Raw genomic sequence first — 19,124 nt, 5'->3', positions numbered from 1 at the left:
GTTGAAAGATAGCGCACTGGACTCTAACGGGGACGGGACGTAGCATCATGCCCATCGTCGCACCGCATTCGCGGTGCGCACCGCTCTTTTCCCGCGCGGACCGGGAGAGCCGGACCGAGCCGGCCCTCCCGGCACCGTATGCCCACGCGCCGCTCCCCGCCCGTTTCCCGGCACGCCGCGCCGTCTTCCTGACAGAACACGATGGACAATCAACAAAAGCCCACGCCCCCTTCGAAGGATCCCGCCTCGCCCGCCGCGCGCCGCTCGCGCCGCACGCTGGTGATCGGGACGCTCGCGATCGTCGTCATCGGCGGCCTGTTGTGGTGGCACCCGTGGAACCGCACGCCGGCAGCGGGCAGCGCCGCCTCCGGTGCGAGCGCCGGCGGCGGCGGGCATCGCGGCCGCGGCGGCCCCGCCGCCATGGCGAACATTCCGCAGCCCGTATCGGTCGCGACCGCGACGCAAGGCGAGATGCCGATCGTGCTGTCCGCGCTCGGTACTGTGACACCGCTCGCGAGCGTGACGGTCAAGACGCAGTTGTCGGGTTATCTGCAGTCCGTTGCATTCCAGGAAGGCCAGATCGTCAAGAAGGGCGACGTGCTCGCGCAGATCGACCCGCGCCCGTACCAGGTGGCGCTCGAGAACGCCGAAGGCACGCACGCGCGCGACGAGGCGCTGCTCGCGACGGCCCGCATCGACCTGAAGCGCTATCAGACGCTGCTGTCGCAGGACTCGATCGCCTCGCAGACGGTCGACACGCAGGCGTCGCTCGTCAAGCAATACGAAGGAACGGTGAAGACCGACCAGGCGGCGATCGATTCCGCGAAACTGAACCTCACGTACGCGCGCATCACGGCGCCGGTGTCGGGCCGCGTCGGCCTGCGCCAGGTCGACCCCGGCAACTACGTGACGCCGGGCGACACCAACGGGATCGTCGTGATCACGCAGCTGCAGCCGATGAGCGTGATCTTCACGACGTCGGAAGACAACCTGCCGCAGATCGTCAAGCAGGTGAACGCGGGCCAGAAGCTGTCGGTCACCGCATACAACCGCAACAACACGGTGCCGCTCGAGACGGGTTCGCTCGAAACGCTCGACAACCAGATCGACACGAGCACCGGCACGGTCAAGCTGCGCGCGACGTTCGATAACAAGGAAGGCCTGCTGTTCCCGAATCAGTTCGTCAACACGCGCCTGCTCGTCGACGTGCTGCGCAATGCGACGATCGTGCCGACGGCCGCCGTGCTGACGGGCTCGATCGGCCAGTTCGTCTACATCGTGAAGCCCGACAACACCGTGACGGTGCGCAAGGTCACGATCGGCCCGGTCGATGGCGAACGCACCAGCATCGTCAGCGGGGTCGCGCTCGGCGAGCGCGTGGTCACCGACGGCTCCGACCGGCTGCGCGAAGGCGCGAAGATCTCGATCCCGGCCGACAAGCCGAAAGGCGCGTCGGGCGCGCACGGCGCCGGGGCGGCGTCCGGCGCATCGGATGCGGCCGGCCACCGCGGCGGACACAAGCACGGCGCGTCGCAGGCAGCGGCCCCCGCGGCCCAGTAACGCGCGGGCCGCTCGATGAATCCATCCCGCCTCTTCATTCTCCGGCCGGTCGGCACCGCCCTCCTGATGGCGGCGATCATGCTGGCCGGTCTCGTCGCGCTGCGCTTCCTGCCGCTCGCCGCGCTGCCCGAAGTCGACTACCCGACGATCCAGGTCCAGACTTTCTATCCGGGCGCGAGCCCGGAAGTGATGACGTCGTCGGTCACCGCGCCGCTGGAGCGGCAGTTCGGCCAGATGCCGTCGCTGAACCAGATGTCGTCGCAAAGCTCGGCCGGCGCGTCGGTGATCACGCTGCAGTTCTCGCTCGACCTGCCGCTCGACATCGCCGAACAGGAAGTGCAGGCCGCGATCAACGCGGCCGGCAACCTGCTGCCGTCCGATCTCCCGGCCCCGCCGATCTACGCGAAGGTCAACCCGGCCGACGCGCCGGTGCTGACGCTCGCGATCAAGTCGAAGACCCTGCCGCTCACGCAGGTGCAGGACCTGACCGATACGCGCCTCGCGATGAAGATCTCGCAGATCGCGGGCGTCGGCCTCGTCAGCCTGTCGGGCGGCAACCGGCCGGCCGTGCGGATCCAGGCGAACCCGACCGCGCTCGCGCAGTACGGGATGAACCTCGACGACCTGCGCACGACGATCTCGAACCTGAACGTCAACACGCCGAAGGGCAACTTCGACGGCCCGACGCGTGCGTACACGATCAACGCGAACGACCAGCTTACCAGCGCCGACCAGTACAACGACGCGGTCGTCGCGTACAAGAGCGGCCGCCCGGTGATGCTGACCGACGTCGCGAAGGTGGTCGCCGGCTCGGAGAACACCAAGCTCGGCGCGTGGGTGAACTCGGAGCCCGCGATCATCCTGAACGTGCAGCGCCAGCCGGGCGCGAACGTGATCGCGACCGTCGACGCGATCAAGGCGCAGTTGCCGAAGCTGCAGGAGACGCTGCCCGCGGCGCTCGACGTGCAGGTCGTCACCGACCGCACGACGATGATCCGCGCGGCCGTGCGCGACGTGCAGTTCGAACTGCTGCTCGCGGTCGCGCTGGTCGTGCTGGTGATGTACCTGTTCCTCGCGAACATCTACGCGACCATCATCCCGAGCCTGTCGGTGCCGCTGTCGCTGATCGGCACGCTCGCGGTGATGTACATGGCCGGCTTCTCGCTGAACAACCTGTCGCTGATGGCGCTCACCATCGCGACCGGCTTCGTCGTCGACGATGCAATCGTGATGATCGAGAACATCGCGCGCTACGTCGAGGAAGGCGATTCGGGGCTCGAGGCCGCGCTGAAGGGCTCGAGGCAGATCGGCTTCACGATCATCTCGCTGACGGTGTCGCTGATCGCGGTGCTGATCCCGCTGCTGTTCATGGGCGACGTGGTCGGCCGCCTGTTCCACGAATTCGCGATCACGCTCGCGGTGACGATCGTGATCTCGGCGATCGTGTCGCTCACGCTCGTGCCGATGATGTGCGCGAAGCTGTTGCGCCATTCGCCGCCGCCCGAAAGCCACCGCTTCGAGGCGCGCGTGCACCGCGCGATCGACTGGGTGATCGCGCGCTACGCGGTCGCGCTCGAATGGGTGCTGAACCGCCAGCGCTCGACGCTCGTCGTCGCGCTGCTGACGCTCGGGCTGACCGCCCTGCTCTATGTCTACGTGCCGAAGGGCTTCTTCCCCGCGCAGGATACCGGCGTGATCCAGGCGATCACGCAGGCGCCGCAATCGATCTCGTACGGCGCGATGGCCGAACGCCAGCAGGCGCTCGCGGCCGAGATCCTGAAGGACCCGAACGTCGAGAGCCTCACGTCGTTCATCGGCGTGGACGGCAGCAACATCACGCTGAACAGCGGCCGCATGCTGATCAACCTGAAGGCGCGCGACGACCGCTCCGAGACCGCCGCGCAGATCATCCGCGACCTGCAGCAGCGCGTCGCGAACGTCACCGGCATCACGCTGTTCATGCAGTCGGTGCAGGATCTGACGATCGACTCGACCGTGAGCCCGACGCAATACCAGTTCATGTTGACGAGCCCGAACCCGGACGAGTTCGCGACCTGGGTGCCGAAGCTCGTCACGCGGCTGCAGAAGGAGCCGTCGCTCGCCGACGTCGCGACCGACCTGCAGAGCAACGGCCAGTCGGTCTACATCGAGATCGACCGCGCGAACGCCGCGCGCTTCGGCATCACGCCGGCGACCGTCGACAACGCGCTGTACGACGCGTTCGGCCAGCGCATCGTGTCGACCATCTTCACGCAGTCGAACCAGTACCGCGTGATTCTCGAGTCGGAGCCGAAGGAGCAGCATTACGCCGAATCGCTGAACGACATCTACCTGCCGTCCGCTGGCGGCGGCCAGGTGCCGCTGTCGTCGATCGCGTCGTTCCACGAGCGGCCGTCGCCGCTGCTCGTCGCGCACCTGTCGCAGTTCCCGTCGACGACGATCTCGTTCAACCTCGCACCGGGCGCATCGCTCGGCGAAGCCGTGAAGGCGATCGACGCCGCCGAGAAGGACATCGGCCTGCCCGGCTCGTTCCAGACACGCTTCCAGGGCGCGGCGCTCGCGTTCCAGGCATCGCTGTCGAACCAGCTGTTCCTGATCCTCGCGGCGGTCGTCACGATGTACATCGTGCTCGGCGTGCTGTACGAGAGCTACATCCACCCGATCACGATCCTGTCGACGCTGCCGTCGGCCGGCGTCGGCGCGCTGCTCGCGCTGATGATCACCGGGCACGACCTCGACATCATCGGGATCATCGGGATCGTGCTGCTGATCGGCATCGTGAAGAAGAACGCGATCATGATGATCGACTTCGCGCTCGAGGCCGAACGGGTCGAAGGCAAGCCGCCGCGCGAGGCGATCTACCAGGCGTGCCTGCTGCGCTTCCGGCCGATCCTGATGACGACGCTCGCCGCGCTGCTCGGCGCGGTGCCGCTGATCGTCGGCGCCGGTGCGGGTTCCGAGCTGCGCCAGCCGCTCGGGATCGCGATCGCGGGCGGCCTGATCGTGTCGCAGGTGCTGACGCTGTTCACGACGCCGGTGATCTACCTCGGCTTCGACAGCCTCGCGCGCCGCGTGCGCGGCTGGTTCGAGCGGCACGGCCCCGGTGCCGGCAAGCACACGGGTGCGTAAGCGATGAACCTGTCGCGCCCCTTCATCACCCGCCCCGTCGCGACGACGCTGCTCGCGCTCGGCGTCGCGCTCGCGGGCCTGTTCGCGTTCATCAAGCTGCCGGTGTCGCCGCTGCCGCAGGTCGACTTCCCGACCATCTCGGTGCAGGCGTCGCTGCCCGGCGCGAGCCCCGAGACCGTCGCGACCAGCGTGACGAGCCCGCTCGAGCGGCACCTCGGCTCGATCGCCGACGTCAGCGAAATGACGTCGACCAGCACGGTCGGCAACGCGCGGATCATCCTGCAGTTCGGGCTGAACCGCGACATCGACGGCGCCGCGCGCGACGTGCAGGCGGCGATCAACGCGGCGCGCGCCGACCTGCCCGCGTCGCTGAAGAGCAACCCGACGTACCGCAAGGTCAACCCGGCCGACTCGCCGATCATGATCGTGTCGCTCACGTCGGAAACGTCGTCGCCCGCGAAGCTCTACGACGCCGCATCGACGGTGCTGCAGCAGTCGCTGTCGCAGATCGACGGGATCGGCCAGGTGACGGTGAGCGGTTCCGCGAACCCGGCCGTGCGCGTCGAGCTCGAACCGCATGCGCTGTTCCACTACGGGATCGGTCTCGAGGACGTGCGGGCCGCGCTTGCGTCCGCGAACGCGAACAGCCCGAAGGGCGCGATCGAGTTCGGCCCGAAGCACTACCAGCTCTATACGAACGACCAGGCCTCGCAGGCGTCGCAGTACAGCGACCTGGTCGTCGCGTACCGCAACGGTGCGGCCGTGCGGCTGTCCGACCTGTCCGAGGTCGTCGACGGCGTCGAGGACCTGCGCAACCTCGGTCTGTCGAACGGCAAGCGCGCGGTGCTCGTGATCCTGTACCGCTCGCCCGGCGCGAACATCATCGAGACGATCGACCGCGTGCGCGCGGCGCTGCCGCAGCTCACCGCGTCGCTGCCGGCCGACATCACGGTGACGCCGGTACTCGACCGCTCGACGACGATCCGCGCATCGCTGAAGGACACCGAGCACACGCTGCTGATCGCGGTCAGCCTGGTCGTGATGGTCGTGTTCCTGTTCCTGCGCAACTGGCGCGCGACGCTGATTCCGAGCGTCGCCGTGCCGATCTCGATCATCGGCACGTTCGGCGCGATGTACCTGCTCGGCTTCTCGATCGACAACCTGTCGCTGATGGCGCTGATCGTCGCGACCGGCTTCGTCGTCGACGATGCGATCGTCGTGCTCGAGAACATCACGCGCCACATCGAGAACGGCAAGCCGCGGCTGCAGGCCGCGTTCGACGGCGCGCGCGAGGTCGGCTTCACGGTGCTGTCGATGAGCATCTCGCTCGTCGCGGTGTTCCTGCCGATCCTGCTGATGGGCGGCATCGTCGGGCGCCTGTTCCGCGAATTCGCGCTGACGCTGTCGCTCGCGATTGGCGTATCGCTCGCGGTATCGCTCACCGTCACGCCGATGATGTGCGCGCGGCTGCTGCGCGAGTCGCACGACGTGCAGGAGGAAGGCCGCTTCGGCCGTTTCCTCGAGCGCTTCTTCACACGGATGCAGCGCGGCTACGAGCGCTCGCTGTCGTGGGCGCTGCGCCGCCCGCTGCTGGTCCTGCTGATCCTGTTCGCGACGATCGGGCTGAACGTCTATCTGTACATCATCGTGCCGAAGGGCTTCTTTCCGCAGCAGGACACCGGGCTGATGATCGGCGGCATTCGGGCCGACCAGTCGACGTCGTTCCAGGCCATGAAGCTGAAGTTCACCGAGATGATGCGGATCGTGCAAAGCAACCCGAACGTGCAGAGCGCCGCGGGCTTCACGGGCGGCACGCAGACCAACTCGGGCTTCATGTTCGTCATGCTGAAGGATCGCACCGAGCGCAAGCTGTCGGCCGACCAGGTGATCCAGCAGTTGCGCAAGCCGCTGTCGGAAGTCGCCGGCGCAAGCACGTTCCTGCAGGCCGCGCAGGACATCCGCGTCGGCGGCCGGCAGAGCAACGCGCAGTACCAGTTCACGCTGCTCGGCGATTCGACCGCCGACCTGTACAAGTGGGGGCCGCTGCTGACCGAGGCGCTGCAGAAGCGTTCCGAGCTGACCGACGTGAACTCCGACCAGCAGCAAGGCGGCCTCGAGGCGATGGTGACGATCGACCGCGCGACCGCCGCGCGGCTCGGCATCAAGCCCGCGCAGATCGACAACACGCTGTACGACGCGTTCGGCCAGCGCCAGGTCTCGACGATCTACAACCCGCTGAACCAGTACCACGTCGTGATGGAAGTCGCGCCTAAATACTGGCAAAGCCCGGAAATGCTGAACCAGGTATGGATCAGCACGTCGGGCGGCAGCGCGAACGGCTCGCAGACGACCAACGCGGCGGCCGGCACCTTCGTGGCAACCGCAGCCGGCACGTCGAGCGCCGGCACGGCCGCCACCAGCGCAGCGGCGATCGCGTCCGATTCCGCGCGCAACCAGGCGCTGAACTCGATCGCGTCGAGCGGCAAGTCGAGCGCGTCGTCGGGCGCGGCGGTGTCGACGTCGAAGTCGACGATGATCCCGCTGTCCACGATCGCGACCTTCGGCCCGAGCACGACGCCGCTGTCGGTCAACCACCAGGGCCTGTTCGTCGCGACGACGATCTCGTTCAACCTGCCGCCGGGCGTGTCGCTGTCGCAGGCGACCCAGGTGATCTACCAGACGATGGCGCAGATCGGCGTGCCGCCGACGATCGTCGGCACTTTCCAGGGCACCGCGCAGGCATTCCAGCAATCGCTGAACAACCAGCCGATCCTGATCCTCGCGGCGCTGCTGGCGGTCTACATCGTGCTCGGGATCCTGTACGAGAGCTACATCCACCCGATCACGATCCTGTCGACGCTGCCGTCGGCCGGCGTCGGCGCGCTGCTCGCGCTGCTGCTGTTCAAGACCGAGTTCAGCATCATCGCGCTGATCGGCGTGATCCTGCTGATCGGCATCGTGAAGAAGAACGCGATCATGATGGTCGACTTCGCGATCGACCAGACGCGCAACGGCAACAAGTCGTCGTTCGATGCGATCCACGAGGCGTGCCTGCTGCGCTTCCGGCCGATCATGATGACGACGATGGCGGCGCTCCTCGGCGCGCTGCCGCTCGCATTCGGCCACGGTGACGGCGCCGAGCTGCGCGCGCCGCTCGGGATCGCGATCGCCGGCGGCCTGATCATGTCGCAGGTGCTGACGCTCTATACGACGCCGGTCGTCTATCTGTACATGGACCGCCTGCGCGTGTGGGCCGAGAAGCGCCGCAACCGCCGCGGCAAGTCGGGCGGACCGGCGGTGGCTGGCGAATAACGGCACGCGGCCGGCACACGGATCGACGGGGCCTGCCGCACCGCCCCGCTCCGTGTGCCGGCCGGCGCTGCGTGTCGGGCGCCGTGCGGGCTTCCCGTCAGGAATCGCCAGCGGTATTCGGCGACGGCTGCCGTATCGGGCAGCGCGTCCGACAAGCGTTGTACCGCGCCGTCGAGCATCGCGGGCACGTGCCGGAGATTCCTGGCGGCGCAAAAAGCCGAGCGAATGACCTCTGCGCCCGAAATGTGGCCGATCGTCCAGATCGTTTCACCTGACGATTCGCGCGCAGCCGACGCAGTGTCGATCGCCTGCGCCGCGGATCCGGCTTGCACGCCGGCGGCGATCGACTATCGTGTGTCCATGTCCACCCTCGCGCCCCTTCCCGGGGACCCGCCATGAACGTCCAGCTGAACCATACGATCGTCTGGTGCCGCGACAAGCACGCGTCGAGCCGCTTCCTCACCGAGCTTCTGGAACTGCCGCCGCCGACGCCGTTCGGCGCGATGCTGGTCGTCCCGCTCGAGAACGGCGTGTCGCTCGACTTCTACGAAAAGGAGGGGGAGATCACCGCCCAGCACTACGCGTTCCTGACCGACGAGGCCGGCTTCGATCGCGTGTATGCGCGCATTCGCGAGCGCGGCCTGCCGCACTGGGCCGATCCGGCGAAGCGGCAGCCCGATGACATCTACCGCCATTACGGCGGGCGCGGGGTGTATTTCGACGATCCGGACGGTCACTTCCTCGAAGTGATGACGCAACCGTACGTGCTGAACGGATGACGTGATGCGTCGGCCGGCGTTGCACCGGCCGACGGGTCGACACGGGCGGCGCCTCGGTCCGACGCCGCTCCGCCCTGACGCCGTTACTCGGCGGCGGCGGCCGTCTTGCGCGGGCGGCGCGCGCGGGGCGCCGTCTTGCGGGCCGGTTTCTTCGGCTTGGCGTCGGCAGCCGCTTCACCGGCCGCTTCATTGGTCGATTCGGCTGCCGGGGCGGCCGGTGCCGCATCGTGCGGCGGCTGCCCTCCGGCTGCTGAAGCACCGTACTCGCCGGCAGTCGGCGCCGCGTGCTTCGCCGCGACGTGCCGGTCCTCACCGTGCTCCGCCTCCCGATGCCTCGCCTCGGCATGCTTGCCTTCCGCGTGCTTGCCTTCCGCGTGCTTGCCTTCCGCATGCTTGCCTGCCGCATGCTTGTCGCCGCCGTGCGCGGCCTCCTCCGGCTTCGACGCCGCATGATGGCCAGCGCCCTTCGCATCACCCCCCTTCTTCGCGCCGGTCTTCTTCGCCGCGCTCTTGCGTGCGCGCTTGCGGCCGTCCTTCGCGTCACCGTGCGTCTCGGCCGCTTCGACCGGCCCTGCCGGCATGCTCGCCGCTTCGTTCGTGACGTCGACGACGGTCGCCTCTTCCGCATCGACCTGCACGCTTTCGTGCACGGCGGCTTCCGCCTGCCGCCCGCGACGCCGCGGTTCACGCCCGGCCGGTGCAGCCTCCGCGTGGCGCGCGCCGTGACCGTGGTGCGCGCCACCCGTATCACGAGCCGCCGCCACCGGTTCGGCCACCGCCGACTGGCGCGGCCGCGACACGAACGCGCCCGACTTGTCGTCGCGCCCCACATCGAGCAGGCCGCGCGCCTGCGCTTCGTCGAGCAGGTTGCCGAACGCGCGGAAGCCGTAATACGACTCGTTGAAGTCCGGCTTGCGGCGCTTGATCGCGCTCTTGAGCACCGACGCCCAGATCTTGCCGACGTCGTCGCGCTCCGATGCCAGCGCATCGAACGTCTCGACCGCGAGCGCGATCGCCTCGGTCCGGCGCGCTTCCATCTCGGGCTTGCGCGACGGCTCGTCGGGGCGCTTCGCGCCGCCATTGCCCGTGCGCTGCTGTTCGCGCTTCGCCAGCGCGCGCTGCTGCTCGCGCACCAGGTCGTCGTAGAAGATGAATTCGTCGCAGTTCGCGACCAGCAGGTCCGACGTCGACTTCTTCACGCCGACCCCGATCACCTTCTTCGCGTTCTCGCGCAGCTTCGACACGAGCGGCGAAAAATCCGAGTCGCCGCTGATGATCACGAACGTATCGACGTGCGACTTCGTGTAGCAGAGATCGAGCGCGTCCACGACGAGCCGGATGTCGGCCGAATTCTTGCCCGACTGGCGCACGTGCGGAATCTCGATCAGCTCGAAGCTCGCCTCGTGCATCGACGCCTTGAAGCCCTTGTAGCGCTCCCAGTCGCAATAGGCCTTCTTCACGACGATGCTGCCCTTCAGCAGCAGCCGCTCCAGCACCGGCTTGATGTCGAATTTCTCGTACTTCGCGTCGCGCACGCCGAGCGCGACGTTCTCGAAGTCGCAGAACACGGCCATGCTGACGTTGTCCAGGGGTAATGCCATGTGTACTCCAACCGGTTGGCCGCCGCGTTGTATTGCGTAGCGGCGAAAAATGCATCGCGCACATGATAGCCGGTCGGCGGGTCGATCCCGCAATCCGCGCGCACAGCGGCGCACCGACGGGGCCCCGCCCGGCCTCGCCGGCAAGCCTCGAGCGGTACAGCCCCAATTACCCGCGCGCCGCCGGCCCAAATCGACATACACTTGAGTATCGGTCGTCCGTCCCTATCTGGAAGGATGACGCATCGAGCAAGGAGCGGTTTCATGACGACGAAGGTACTGCTGATTGGCGCGACCGGCCGCACAGGCCTGGCGTGCGCGGATCTGCTGCTCAAGCAGCCGGAATTCGAGGTGACTGCGCTGGTGCGCCGGCACGGCTATGTGCTGCCGGGCGCGAAGGTCGTCGAGGCCGATCTGACGGGCGATTTCTCGCACGCATTCCAGGGCATCACGCACGTGATCTACGCTGCCGGCTCGGCCGAATCGGAAGGCGCAGCCGAAGAGGAGCAGATCGATCGCGACGCGGTCGCGCGCGCGGCCGAGCATGCGCTCGCCTACAACGTGCAAAAGCTGGTCGTGATCAGCTCGCTGACCGCGTACTGGCCGGAGCGCAGCGGCGACGCGCTGCGCCACTATTCGCAGATGAAGCGCGAAGGCGACGAGCGCGTGATCGCGTCGGGCATCGACTACGTGATCCTGCGCCCCGGCCCGCTCGCGGACGGCCCGGGCGTCGGCAAGATCGCGCTGACCGAGGAGCCGCTCGACGCCGCGCCACCGGTGTCGCGCCAGGATGTGGCATGGGCCGCGATCGAGGCGATCAAGCTTGGCATCTCGCGCAAGGTCATCGGGTTCGTCGGCGGCGGCGCGCCGATCGAACAGGCATTGCGCGCGTAACCCATGCGCGCGCCGCCACCCGGGCGGCGCGTTTCGTCGCGCCTGCGGCCCGCGATGCGGGCTGGCTGCCCGCGGCTTACTGCTTCGGATGTGCGTCGGCCCACGCCTTCACCGCGCCGAGCGTGTTCTCGACATGCTTGTCGGGCGACAGGCTCGTGTACTCGTACAGCACCTTCCCTTCCGGCGAAATGACATAGGACACGCGGTTCGCGCGATCGAGCAAGGGCAGCTTCGCGTCGTATTGGCGGATGATCTTCGCGTCCGGATCGGCCGCGACCGGGAACTTGCTGCGGCATTCGCTCACGGAGAACCGGGTCAGCGTGTCGATGTTGTCGGCGGATACGCCGATCACCGTCGCGCCGTAAGCCTTGTAACGATCGACGGCGTCCGCGAACGCATGCGCCTCGATGGTGCAACCCTTCGTGAACGCGGCCGGGTAGAAGTACAGCACGACCGGCCCGTGCTTCAGCGCATCGGCGAGCGAGTACGTGTAAGTCTTGCCGCCCAGCGACGCCTGCGTCGTGAAGTCGGGCGCCATGTCGCCCGGCTTCGGTTGCGCCTGCGCGACCAGCGCATGACCGGCCACCAGCAGCGCCGCCGCGGCGCCCACCAATAGTTTTCGCTTCATCTGCGTCCTCATTTCTTATAAAGTCAGCCTCGATCGAGGCCACGTCGGCGTTCGCCCGTCGAACGCCGGCATGTACGCCCCGGTTCAGCGGCAGTGCCAGCCGCTGCCGGCTGGCCGGTTAAAGATTCCGCGCAGCCTGCCGTTATTCCTTCCGGACAACCGGTTCCAGCCCTTCACGTCAGCGAGAAACATGGAAGCCAACAGGAAACAGACGCCACGCAAGGGCTCCTGGCGCAATGCCTTGCATACGCTGCGCCGCTTCGCCTGGTCGGGCGGCGCGCTGATGCCTGCGCGCGCCGGCGCGCCGCGGCGCGACGATACCGTGCGCAACTGGCTGGAACAGACGGTCGGCACGGTGGATTTCCTCGCCCATGTCGACCGCGAGCTGCGCTTTCTGTACGTATCCGATGCAAGCCTGCGCTTCATCGGTTATCACCGCGACTACCTGCACACGCTGACGCTGCGCGACCTGATCGCGGAACAGGATACCGCGGCGCTCGAAGGCCTGCTTGCGCGCGCCGCGCGCTCCGGCCAGGTCGAGAAGGCGACGATGTGCATCGTCAAGTCGCTCACCTACCCGCTCGACGTGGAAATCCGCGCGTTCAAGAGCCGCCACCACGGCGTCGACGGCTTCGCGATCGCGGCGTTCGACGTGTCGGCCTGGCGTGCGCTCGAGGCCCGCCTGACGTACGAGATGCACCACGATCCGATGACGGGACTCGACAACCTGTCCGCGCTCGTGCCCGCGCTGATGCGCGCGCAGCAGGCCGCCGACGAGAGCGGCACGTGCGCGGCGCTGCTGCTGCTCGACCTCGACGACTACCAGCGCATCAACCGCGCGCTCGGCTACGACGCCGGCGACACGCTGCTGCGCGACACCGCGCAGCGGCTGCGGGCGCTCGTCGCGCCCGGCGAGCAGCTCGCGCGCGTCGCGAGCGACAAGTTCGCGATCGTGTTCAGTGCCCCGGACCGCACGCGCGCGAGCAACGCCGCGGACGCGCTCGCGCGCCGACTGCAGGCCGCCGTGCGCGAACCTTACGTGTTCCAGGGGCAGACCGTGCACCTGTCCGCGAGCATCGGCATCGCACTGTACCCGGACGAACGTACTGCGCCCCATCGCGCGCAGCACCACAGCCCGCTGCTGCGCCGCGCCGACCATGCGCTCGCGCAGGCGAAGGCGTCGGGCGGCAATGCACTCGCGTTTCACGAGCCGGTCGACGACCCGGCCGACGCGGAACGGCTCAAGCTCGAGGCCGATCTGTACGACGGCGTGCGCAACGGCGAATTCTCGCTCCATTTCCAGCCGATCACGCGTAGCCAGTCCGGTACGGTGGACGGCGTCGAGGCGCTGATCCGCTGGCGTCATCCGGTACACGGCCTCGTGCCGCCAGCGACCTTCATTCCGCTCGCCGAATCGATCGGCCTGATCAACTATCTCGGCAACTGGGTACTCAAGGCCGCGTGCATGCAGCTCGTCGCCTGGGACCACCAGGGGCTCGCGCTGCAGTATGTGGCGGTCAACGTGTCACCGCAGCAGTTCCGCGACCCGCGCTTCACGCAAAGCGTGCGCGAGGCGATCGCGCTGACGGGCATCGACCCGCGCCGCATCGTGCTGGAAATCACCGAAAGCCTGCTGATGCACGACCCCGTACAGGCGAAGGGGCTGCTCGAGGAGCTGACCGAGCTCGGCATCCGCTTCGCGATCGACGATTTCGGTACCGGTTATTCGAGTCTCGCGTACCTGCAGCGCTTCCCGCTCGCGAAGCTGAAGATCGACCGCAGCTTCGTCGAGAACCTGCTGACGTCGCGCAACGATCGCGCGATCGTGTCGGCGGTGGTCGGCCTCGCGCAAACGCTCGATCTCGAGCTCGTCGCCGAAGGCGTCGAAACCGAGGCGCAGCGCGAGCTGCTGACCGAGATGGGCTGCAACCATATCCAAGGCTGGCTCGTGTGCCAGGCGCTGCCGTCCGAGGAACTCGCCCGGCGCTTCGAGGCGCAGCAGCTGCGCCTGCACGCCGCCTGACGCGCGCGGCGAACCGGACTGATCCGTATGTCAATCACTGCACACCTGCCCCGCACGGCGCTGCTCGACAAGCTGTGGGCCCGCATGAGCGAACGGGGCGACTTCCCGCTGCTGTCGGAATCGCTACGCGCGACGATGGCCGCGATGAAGAACGACGATCTCGACTTCACCGCGCTCGTACGCGTCGTGCTGTCGGATTTCGCGCTCACGCAGAAAGTCCTGCGGCTCGCCAACTCCGCGATGTACATGGCGTTCGGCGGCAACATCACGACCGTCACGCGAGCACTGATGGTGCTCGGCATGGACACGGTCGGCCATCTCGTCGTCGGGCTGAAGCTCGTCGACCATTTCCACCACAGCACGCCGCGCCGCATCGACGCGAAGCTCGAGCTGAACCGCGCGCTGCTCTCCGGCTGCGTCGCCCGCAAGCTCACCGAGCATGCGGAGCTGCGCGGCGGCGAGGAAGCCATCGTCTGCACGCTGATGCGCCAGGTCGGCAAGCTGCTCGTGGTCTGCTATCTCGACAGCGAATGGGACCGGATCCGCCGCCGCGCCGCCGAGCTGAACGGCGACGACGCGGCCGCGTGCGTCGACGTGCTGGGCGTCGGCTTCGACGAGATCGGTCTCGAGGCTGCCGCGAGCTGGCGGCTGCCCGACGTGATCCGCGCCGGGATGGCCGACGGCGACGGTCGCACCGCGCACGCCGCCATCCTCGACGAGGACGACGACCGCGACGATCGCCATCGGCCCGAAGCCTACGGCGACGAAGGCGCCGAGCGCGTGCACTGGCTGCGTGCGGTGAGCCGCTGCTCGACCGATGTCGCCGGTGCGCTCGCGATGCCCGCGGGCCCGCAGCGCGACGCGGACATCGCGGTGCTCGCGCAGTACTACGGGCAGGAGCTGGAGATCGATTCCGACGCGCTGGTGGAAATTGCCGACCGGCTCGCACGCGAGGAAGCAAGCGACACCGTGATGCGCGAGATCGTCGAGCTGCGCGCGAACGCCGACGCGATCGCGCGGGCGCAGCCCGAGCCCGAGGCGTGCCTCGAAGCCGGCCTCGCCGACCTGCGCGCGCTGCCGTCCGAGCACGTGCTGACGCCAGTACTCGCGCTCGCGTCGGAGAGCCTGCTCGCAGGCCTCGCGTTCACGCGCACCGTGATGTTCGTGCGTCGTGACGACGGCTCGTTCGCCGCGCGTCTCGGCTTCGGCCCGGGCGTCGATGCAGCGCTCGACCGGCTGTGCTTCGACGAGCGCTTCGAACCGGACGTGTTCCATCTCGCGATCACGAACTCGGTCGGCATCTTCATCGAGCAGGCGCAGGAGCCGAAGATGGTGAAGCGCCTGCCCGCGTGGTACCTCGATGCGCTCCCCGACACGCGCGCATTCGTGCTGCTGCCGGTGCGCGTCGGCACGAAGACCGTCGGCCTGCTGTACGGCGACTGGGCCGGCGCGCAGCCCGCGCGCAAGATCACGCAGCAGGAGATGGGCGTGCTCAACGAGCTCGCGCGCGAACTGGGGCGGTTCTTCCCCGCGTGATGCACGCGACACGCAGCCGGCGGCCGCCTCGCCGGCACGTGTGCGACGAGCGGCGCCCCAAATGCAAACCGGCCGCGAAAGCGGCCGGCTGCATCGTGCGACGGATCGAAACGCTTACTTGAGCGTGACCGGCACGCTGAAGTACTTCTTCGCGAGGTTGTCGATCGTGCCGTCGGACTTCAGCTCCTTCAGCGCCTGATCGAGCGCGGTCTTCAGTGCCGCGTCGTTCTTGCGCAGACCGAAACCGACGCCCGAGCCGAGGATCTCGGCATCGCTGACCGTGCCGCCGGCGAAGCCGAAGCCCTGGCCTTGCGGCTTCGACAGGAAGCCCTTCGAGCCGGCTTCCGAATCCTGGAACGTCGCATCGAGACGGCCCGACTTCAGGTCGGCGTAGGCCAGGTCCTGCGTCTGGTACGGCACGACCTCGACGCCGGCCGGCGCCCACTTCTTCTTCGCGTACGCTTCCTGGATCGTGCCCTGCAGCACGCCGACGCGCTTGCCCTTCAGCGCTTGCGGGGTCGGCAGCAGGCCGCTGCCGTGCTTCGCGATCAGCTGGTTCGGGATCGTGTAGATCGGATCGGTGAACGCGATCGCGTGCTTGCGCTGGTCGGTGATCGTCATGTCCGAGTTGATCGCATCGAACTTGCGCGCCTGCAGCGCGGGGATCAAGCCGTCGAAGTCGTTCTCGACCCACACGCACTTCGTCTTCAGCTTCGCGCACACCGCGTTGCCGATGTCGATGTCGAAGCCGGTCAGCTTGCCGTCGGGCGTCTTGTATTCGAACGGCGCGTACGAGGCCTCGACGCCGAACCGGATCTCCTTCAGATCCGCTGCCGTCGCGCTGCCTGCCGCCACGGCCGATGCCGCCACTACCGCGTGCGCGGCCACTTTACGCCAATCCAACTTCATCAGGTGTTCTCCTCGATACTCGAATGTTCCGGAACTACGGGCGCATGCATCATTGCAGGGTCGGATGACAACGACAATCCCGATGCCGCGCCTTGATGCGGCGCAACAGCCGCAAGGCCGCGATTGTACCAATCCGCGCGGCCCGATATGGCAAAGCGGCCGCCGGCACGCGATGCTGCGCTGCGTGCGCCGGCAGCAGCCCGGCGGCCCGGCGAACTTGCAAGACGATGTCGCAAATACGCAAGCGCGACGCGCGGGCCGTCTGCGCGGCGTACGGGCGTCATCTCAAAAATGGAATTGTTGCCGGGCGGTGCGCGGGCCGCGGATCACCGCAGCCGCAAGCAGCCGGTCATGGGTCAGACGAGTGCCGCAAGCGTGTCGCGCGTCGTGTCGACGACGAGCAACCCCGCACGCAGTCCCGGTTTCACGGTCGGATTCGGGAACACGATGCGCTCCTCGTCATGCTTCACCGTGTAGCGGTAGTCGCCGTCCTGCGCGAGCACCGTGCCGCGCGAGAACGCGGTGAAGTTCGCGACGTCGGACGCGACGAACAGCTCGAGCGCGTCGCTCTGCTTCGTGATCTGATCGATCACGGTGAACACGCGCGGCAACGAGGCGCCAGCGTCACGCGCCGCGCCCGAGACGAGCTTGCGCACCGCACGGTCGGCCGGCGCGAAACGCGACAGGTCGTTCTGGCCGAACGGCCGCACCTTGCCGAGCTCCAGCGTGCACGCGAGCGCGCCGCATTGCTCGGCCGTGTAATGCGAATACGTGTTGCCCTTCGCGGTATGCAGCAGCACGGCCGAGATGCGCGCATCGCCCAGCCATTCGACCATCGCGCGGGTCGGCGGCGTGCCCGTGTGCGGCAGCAGCGCGAACTGCTCGAACACCGATGCACGGATCGCCGTGTGCATGTCGATGTGCCAGCGCGCACCGCCCGTCGGCGCGGCCGCGAAGAACGCGGCGGCCGCCGCTTCGAGCTGCAACGCACGCGGCGCTTCGCGGCTCGTCGGCACTTGCGCGTGACGGCCGCTGAACAGGCGGTTCAGGTCGTCGTCGAGATAGCGCTCGCCCGCGCGCATCGCCGGCACGTTGCCGAGCACGACGAGCAGCCGGCACGCGAGCGGCAGCGTGCCCGCTGCGAGATCGTGCACGAGCATCGACAGCAGCTCGATCGGCGCGGTCTCGTCGCCATGCACGCCGGCCGACACGAGCACGCTCGCGCGCGGCGACGCATCGGCATCGTCGCCCGCCGCCGGCTCCAGCGCGAGCAGCCCGTCACCGAGCCATTGCCAGCGCACCGCACCGTCGGCGCACGCGCCGTCCTTCACGGCCGGCGCGTCGCCCGCGAGCGTGAACGCGAGGAAGTCGTCGAGCAGCGCGGCGGCCGGCATGCGTGGCTCAGCGCTGGAAGTCATACAGCGACCCGACGCGCAGGATCTGCGTGAGCGCGTCGAGCGCCGTGCGCGATTCGTCGAGCAGCGTCGGATCGGCGAGGTCTTCCGGTGCGAGACGGTCGCGGTAGTGCTTCTCAATCCACGCGTCGAGCGACGCGAACAGCGTGTCGTTCATCCACACGTTCGACGTGACGGCCGCACGCTCGGCGTCGTTCAGCACGACGCGCAGGCGCAGGCATGCGGGTCCGCCGCCGTTCTTCATGCTTTCGCGCAGGTCGAACACGAGCACGTCGCGGATCGGGCCGTTGCCGGCCTCGAGCCGGTCGAGATAGGCGGCAACGTTCGCGTTCTCGCGGCATTCCTGCGGCACGACGAGCACCTGCGAGCCGTCCGCGCGCGACAGCAGCTGGCTGTTGAACAGGTACGACGTGACCGCATCGTTCACGCTCACGGCCGCCTCGGGCACCTCGATCACGTTCAGCCGCGCGCCGCGTGCGTCGAGCGCGGCCGTCAGCGTGTCGTAGATCGCCTGCTTGTTGACGAACGCGCGCTCGTGCGTGAACAGCGTGTCGCGGTTGCCGACCGAGATCACGTCGTTGTGGAACACGCCTGCGTCGATCACGTCCGGATCCTGCTGCGCATAGACCGTCGCTTCTGCCGCAAGCCCGTGGCGATGCGCGACCGCGCGGCTCGCCTCGAAGGTCTGGCGCGCCGGGAAGCGCTTCGGCTCCGGGCCGCGGCGGTATTCCGCACGGCCGTACACGAAGAACTCGACGCCCGGCTTGCCGTATTCGGCGCAGAAGCGCGTGTGGTTCGCCGCGCCTTCGTCGCCGAGTGCCGGCGTGCCGGTCAGCGCTTCGTGCACCGCGAAATGGGTGGGATCGGCGAACAGCGTCGACAGCGTACGGCGCGTCGCGTCGTGCTCGATCGCGCGATGCAGCTTGCTGCACAGGTTCGCCGGCGTGAAGTGCACGCGGCCGTCGCCCGTGTCGGCCGACGGGCTGACGGTCGCCGCGTTCGCGGTCCACATCGCCGACGCCGAGCTCGCCGCGGCGAGCAGCTCGGGCGCCTGCTTCGCGGCCTTCGCGATCACGTCCGCATCCTTGCCGGAGAAGCCGAGCTCGCGCAGCAGCCGCAACGACGGCCGCTCCTGCGGCGGCAGCACGCCTTGCGCGAAGCCGAGATCCGCGAGCTGCTTCATCTTGCGCAGCCCCTGCTTCGCCGCCGCCTTCGGATTCGCGGCCGATTTCTCGTTGTTGAGCGACGCCACATTGCCGAACGACAGCCCGGCGTAGTTGTGGGTCGGGCCGACGAGTCCGTCGAAATTGGCTTCTTGTGCGTTCATCGTCGTTCCCTCGA

At 68.1% G+C, this 19,124-nt stretch carries 12 protein-coding genes; 7 read left to right on the top strand and 5 right to left on the bottom strand.

What is annotated here, in order from left to right; genetic code table 11:
- Positions 1-201: 201 nt before the first annotated feature.
- From AC1Z3W_RS24355 to AC1Z3W_RS24340, 4 genes are all read left to right on the top strand, one after another.
- Positions 202-1,560 carry an MdtA/MuxA family multidrug efflux RND transporter periplasmic adaptor subunit gene (locus AC1Z3W_RS24355; protein WP_483508584.1) on the top strand — a complete coding sequence of 453 codons (1,359 nt, stop codon included), beginning with the start codon at positions 202-204 and terminating at the stop codon, positions 1,558-1,560.
- Positions 1,561-1,575: 15 nt separating this feature from the next.
- Positions 1,576-4,689 (top strand): MdtB/MuxB family multidrug efflux RND transporter permease subunit, encoded by a 3,114-nt coding sequence (locus AC1Z3W_RS24350; RefSeq protein ID WP_175826012.1) that lies wholly within the window; start codon positions 1,576-1,578, stop codon positions 4,687-4,689.
- A 3-nt stretch (positions 4,690-4,692) separates the two neighbouring features.
- Positions 4,693-8,001 (top strand): efflux RND transporter permease subunit, encoded by a 3,309-nt coding sequence (locus tag AC1Z3W_RS24345; protein WP_483508583.1) that lies wholly within the window; start codon positions 4,693-4,695, stop codon positions 7,999-8,001.
- Between the two features lie 395 nt (positions 8,002-8,396).
- Positions 8,397-8,780 carry a VOC family protein gene (locus AC1Z3W_RS24340; protein WP_057927819.1) on the top strand — a complete coding sequence of 128 codons (384 nt, stop codon included), beginning with the start codon at positions 8,397-8,399 and terminating at the stop codon, positions 8,778-8,780.
- Between the two features lie 83 nt (positions 8,781-8,863).
- Here the strand turns inward: AC1Z3W_RS24340 and AC1Z3W_RS24335 are convergent, their stop codons facing one another.
- Positions 8,864-10,381, bottom strand: a complete 1,518-nt coding sequence (locus AC1Z3W_RS24335) for an NYN domain-containing protein (protein WP_483508582.1) — start codon at positions 10,379-10,381, stop codon at positions 8,864-8,866.
- Between the two features lie 261 nt (positions 10,382-10,642).
- Here AC1Z3W_RS24335 and AC1Z3W_RS24330 point away from each other — a divergent pair, with 261 nt between their 5' ends.
- Positions 10,643-11,272 carry an NAD(P)H-binding protein gene (locus AC1Z3W_RS24330; RefSeq protein WP_057927817.1) on the top strand — a complete coding sequence of 210 codons (630 nt, stop codon included), beginning with the start codon at positions 10,643-10,645 and terminating at the stop codon, positions 11,270-11,272.
- Between the two features lie 76 nt (positions 11,273-11,348).
- On the opposite strand, the gene AC1Z3W_RS24325 is transcribed toward AC1Z3W_RS24330, so the two are convergent.
- On the bottom strand, positions 11,349-11,900 hold the full coding sequence (locus AC1Z3W_RS24325) for a peroxiredoxin (protein WP_057927816.1): 552 nt from the start codon (positions 11,898-11,900) through the stop codon (positions 11,349-11,351).
- 283 nt (positions 11,901-12,183) lie between these two features.
- Here AC1Z3W_RS24325 and cdpA point away from each other — a divergent pair, with 283 nt between their 5' ends.
- Together cdpA and AC1Z3W_RS24315 are read left to right on the top strand one after the other, a co-directional pair.
- Complete coding sequence (gene cdpA, locus AC1Z3W_RS24320; RefSeq protein ID WP_199866607.1) at positions 12,184-13,923, top strand: cyclic di-GMP phosphodiesterase CdpA; 1,740 nt, start codon at positions 12,184-12,186, stop codon at positions 13,921-13,923.
- 27 nt (positions 13,924-13,950) lie between these two features.
- Positions 13,951-15,459, top strand: a complete 1,509-nt coding sequence (locus AC1Z3W_RS24315) for an HDOD domain-containing protein (RefSeq protein ID WP_175826010.1) — start codon at positions 13,951-13,953, stop codon at positions 15,457-15,459.
- A gap of 114 nt (positions 15,460-15,573) precedes the next feature.
- Here the strand turns inward: AC1Z3W_RS24315 and AC1Z3W_RS24310 are convergent, their stop codons facing one another.
- The 3 genes from AC1Z3W_RS24310 to astB all read right to left on the bottom strand — a co-directional run bounded on the left by AC1Z3W_RS24310 (position 15,574) and on the right by astB (position 19,110).
- Positions 15,574-16,368, bottom strand: a complete 795-nt coding sequence (locus AC1Z3W_RS24310) for an ABC transporter substrate-binding protein (protein ID WP_057927813.1) — start codon at positions 16,366-16,368, stop codon at positions 15,574-15,576.
- 356 nt (positions 16,369-16,724) lie between these two features.
- Entirely contained in the window at positions 16,725-17,762 is a 1,038-nt protein-coding gene (gene astE / locus AC1Z3W_RS24305; protein ID WP_173938504.1) for a succinylglutamate desuccinylase, read from the bottom strand.
- Positions 17,763-17,769: 7 nt separating this feature from the next.
- A complete protein-coding gene (gene astB / locus AC1Z3W_RS24300; protein WP_175826008.1) occupies positions 17,770-19,110 on the bottom strand; it encodes an N-succinylarginine dihydrolase in 1,341 nt (446 codons plus the stop codon).
- Between the last annotated feature and the right edge of the window lie 14 nt (positions 19,111-19,124).

This window comes from Burkholderia sp. 10_S31 (assembly GCF_056930375.1).
Note: the sequence above shows the minus strand (reverse complement) of the source record. Positions and strands in the feature narration are given on the sequence as shown.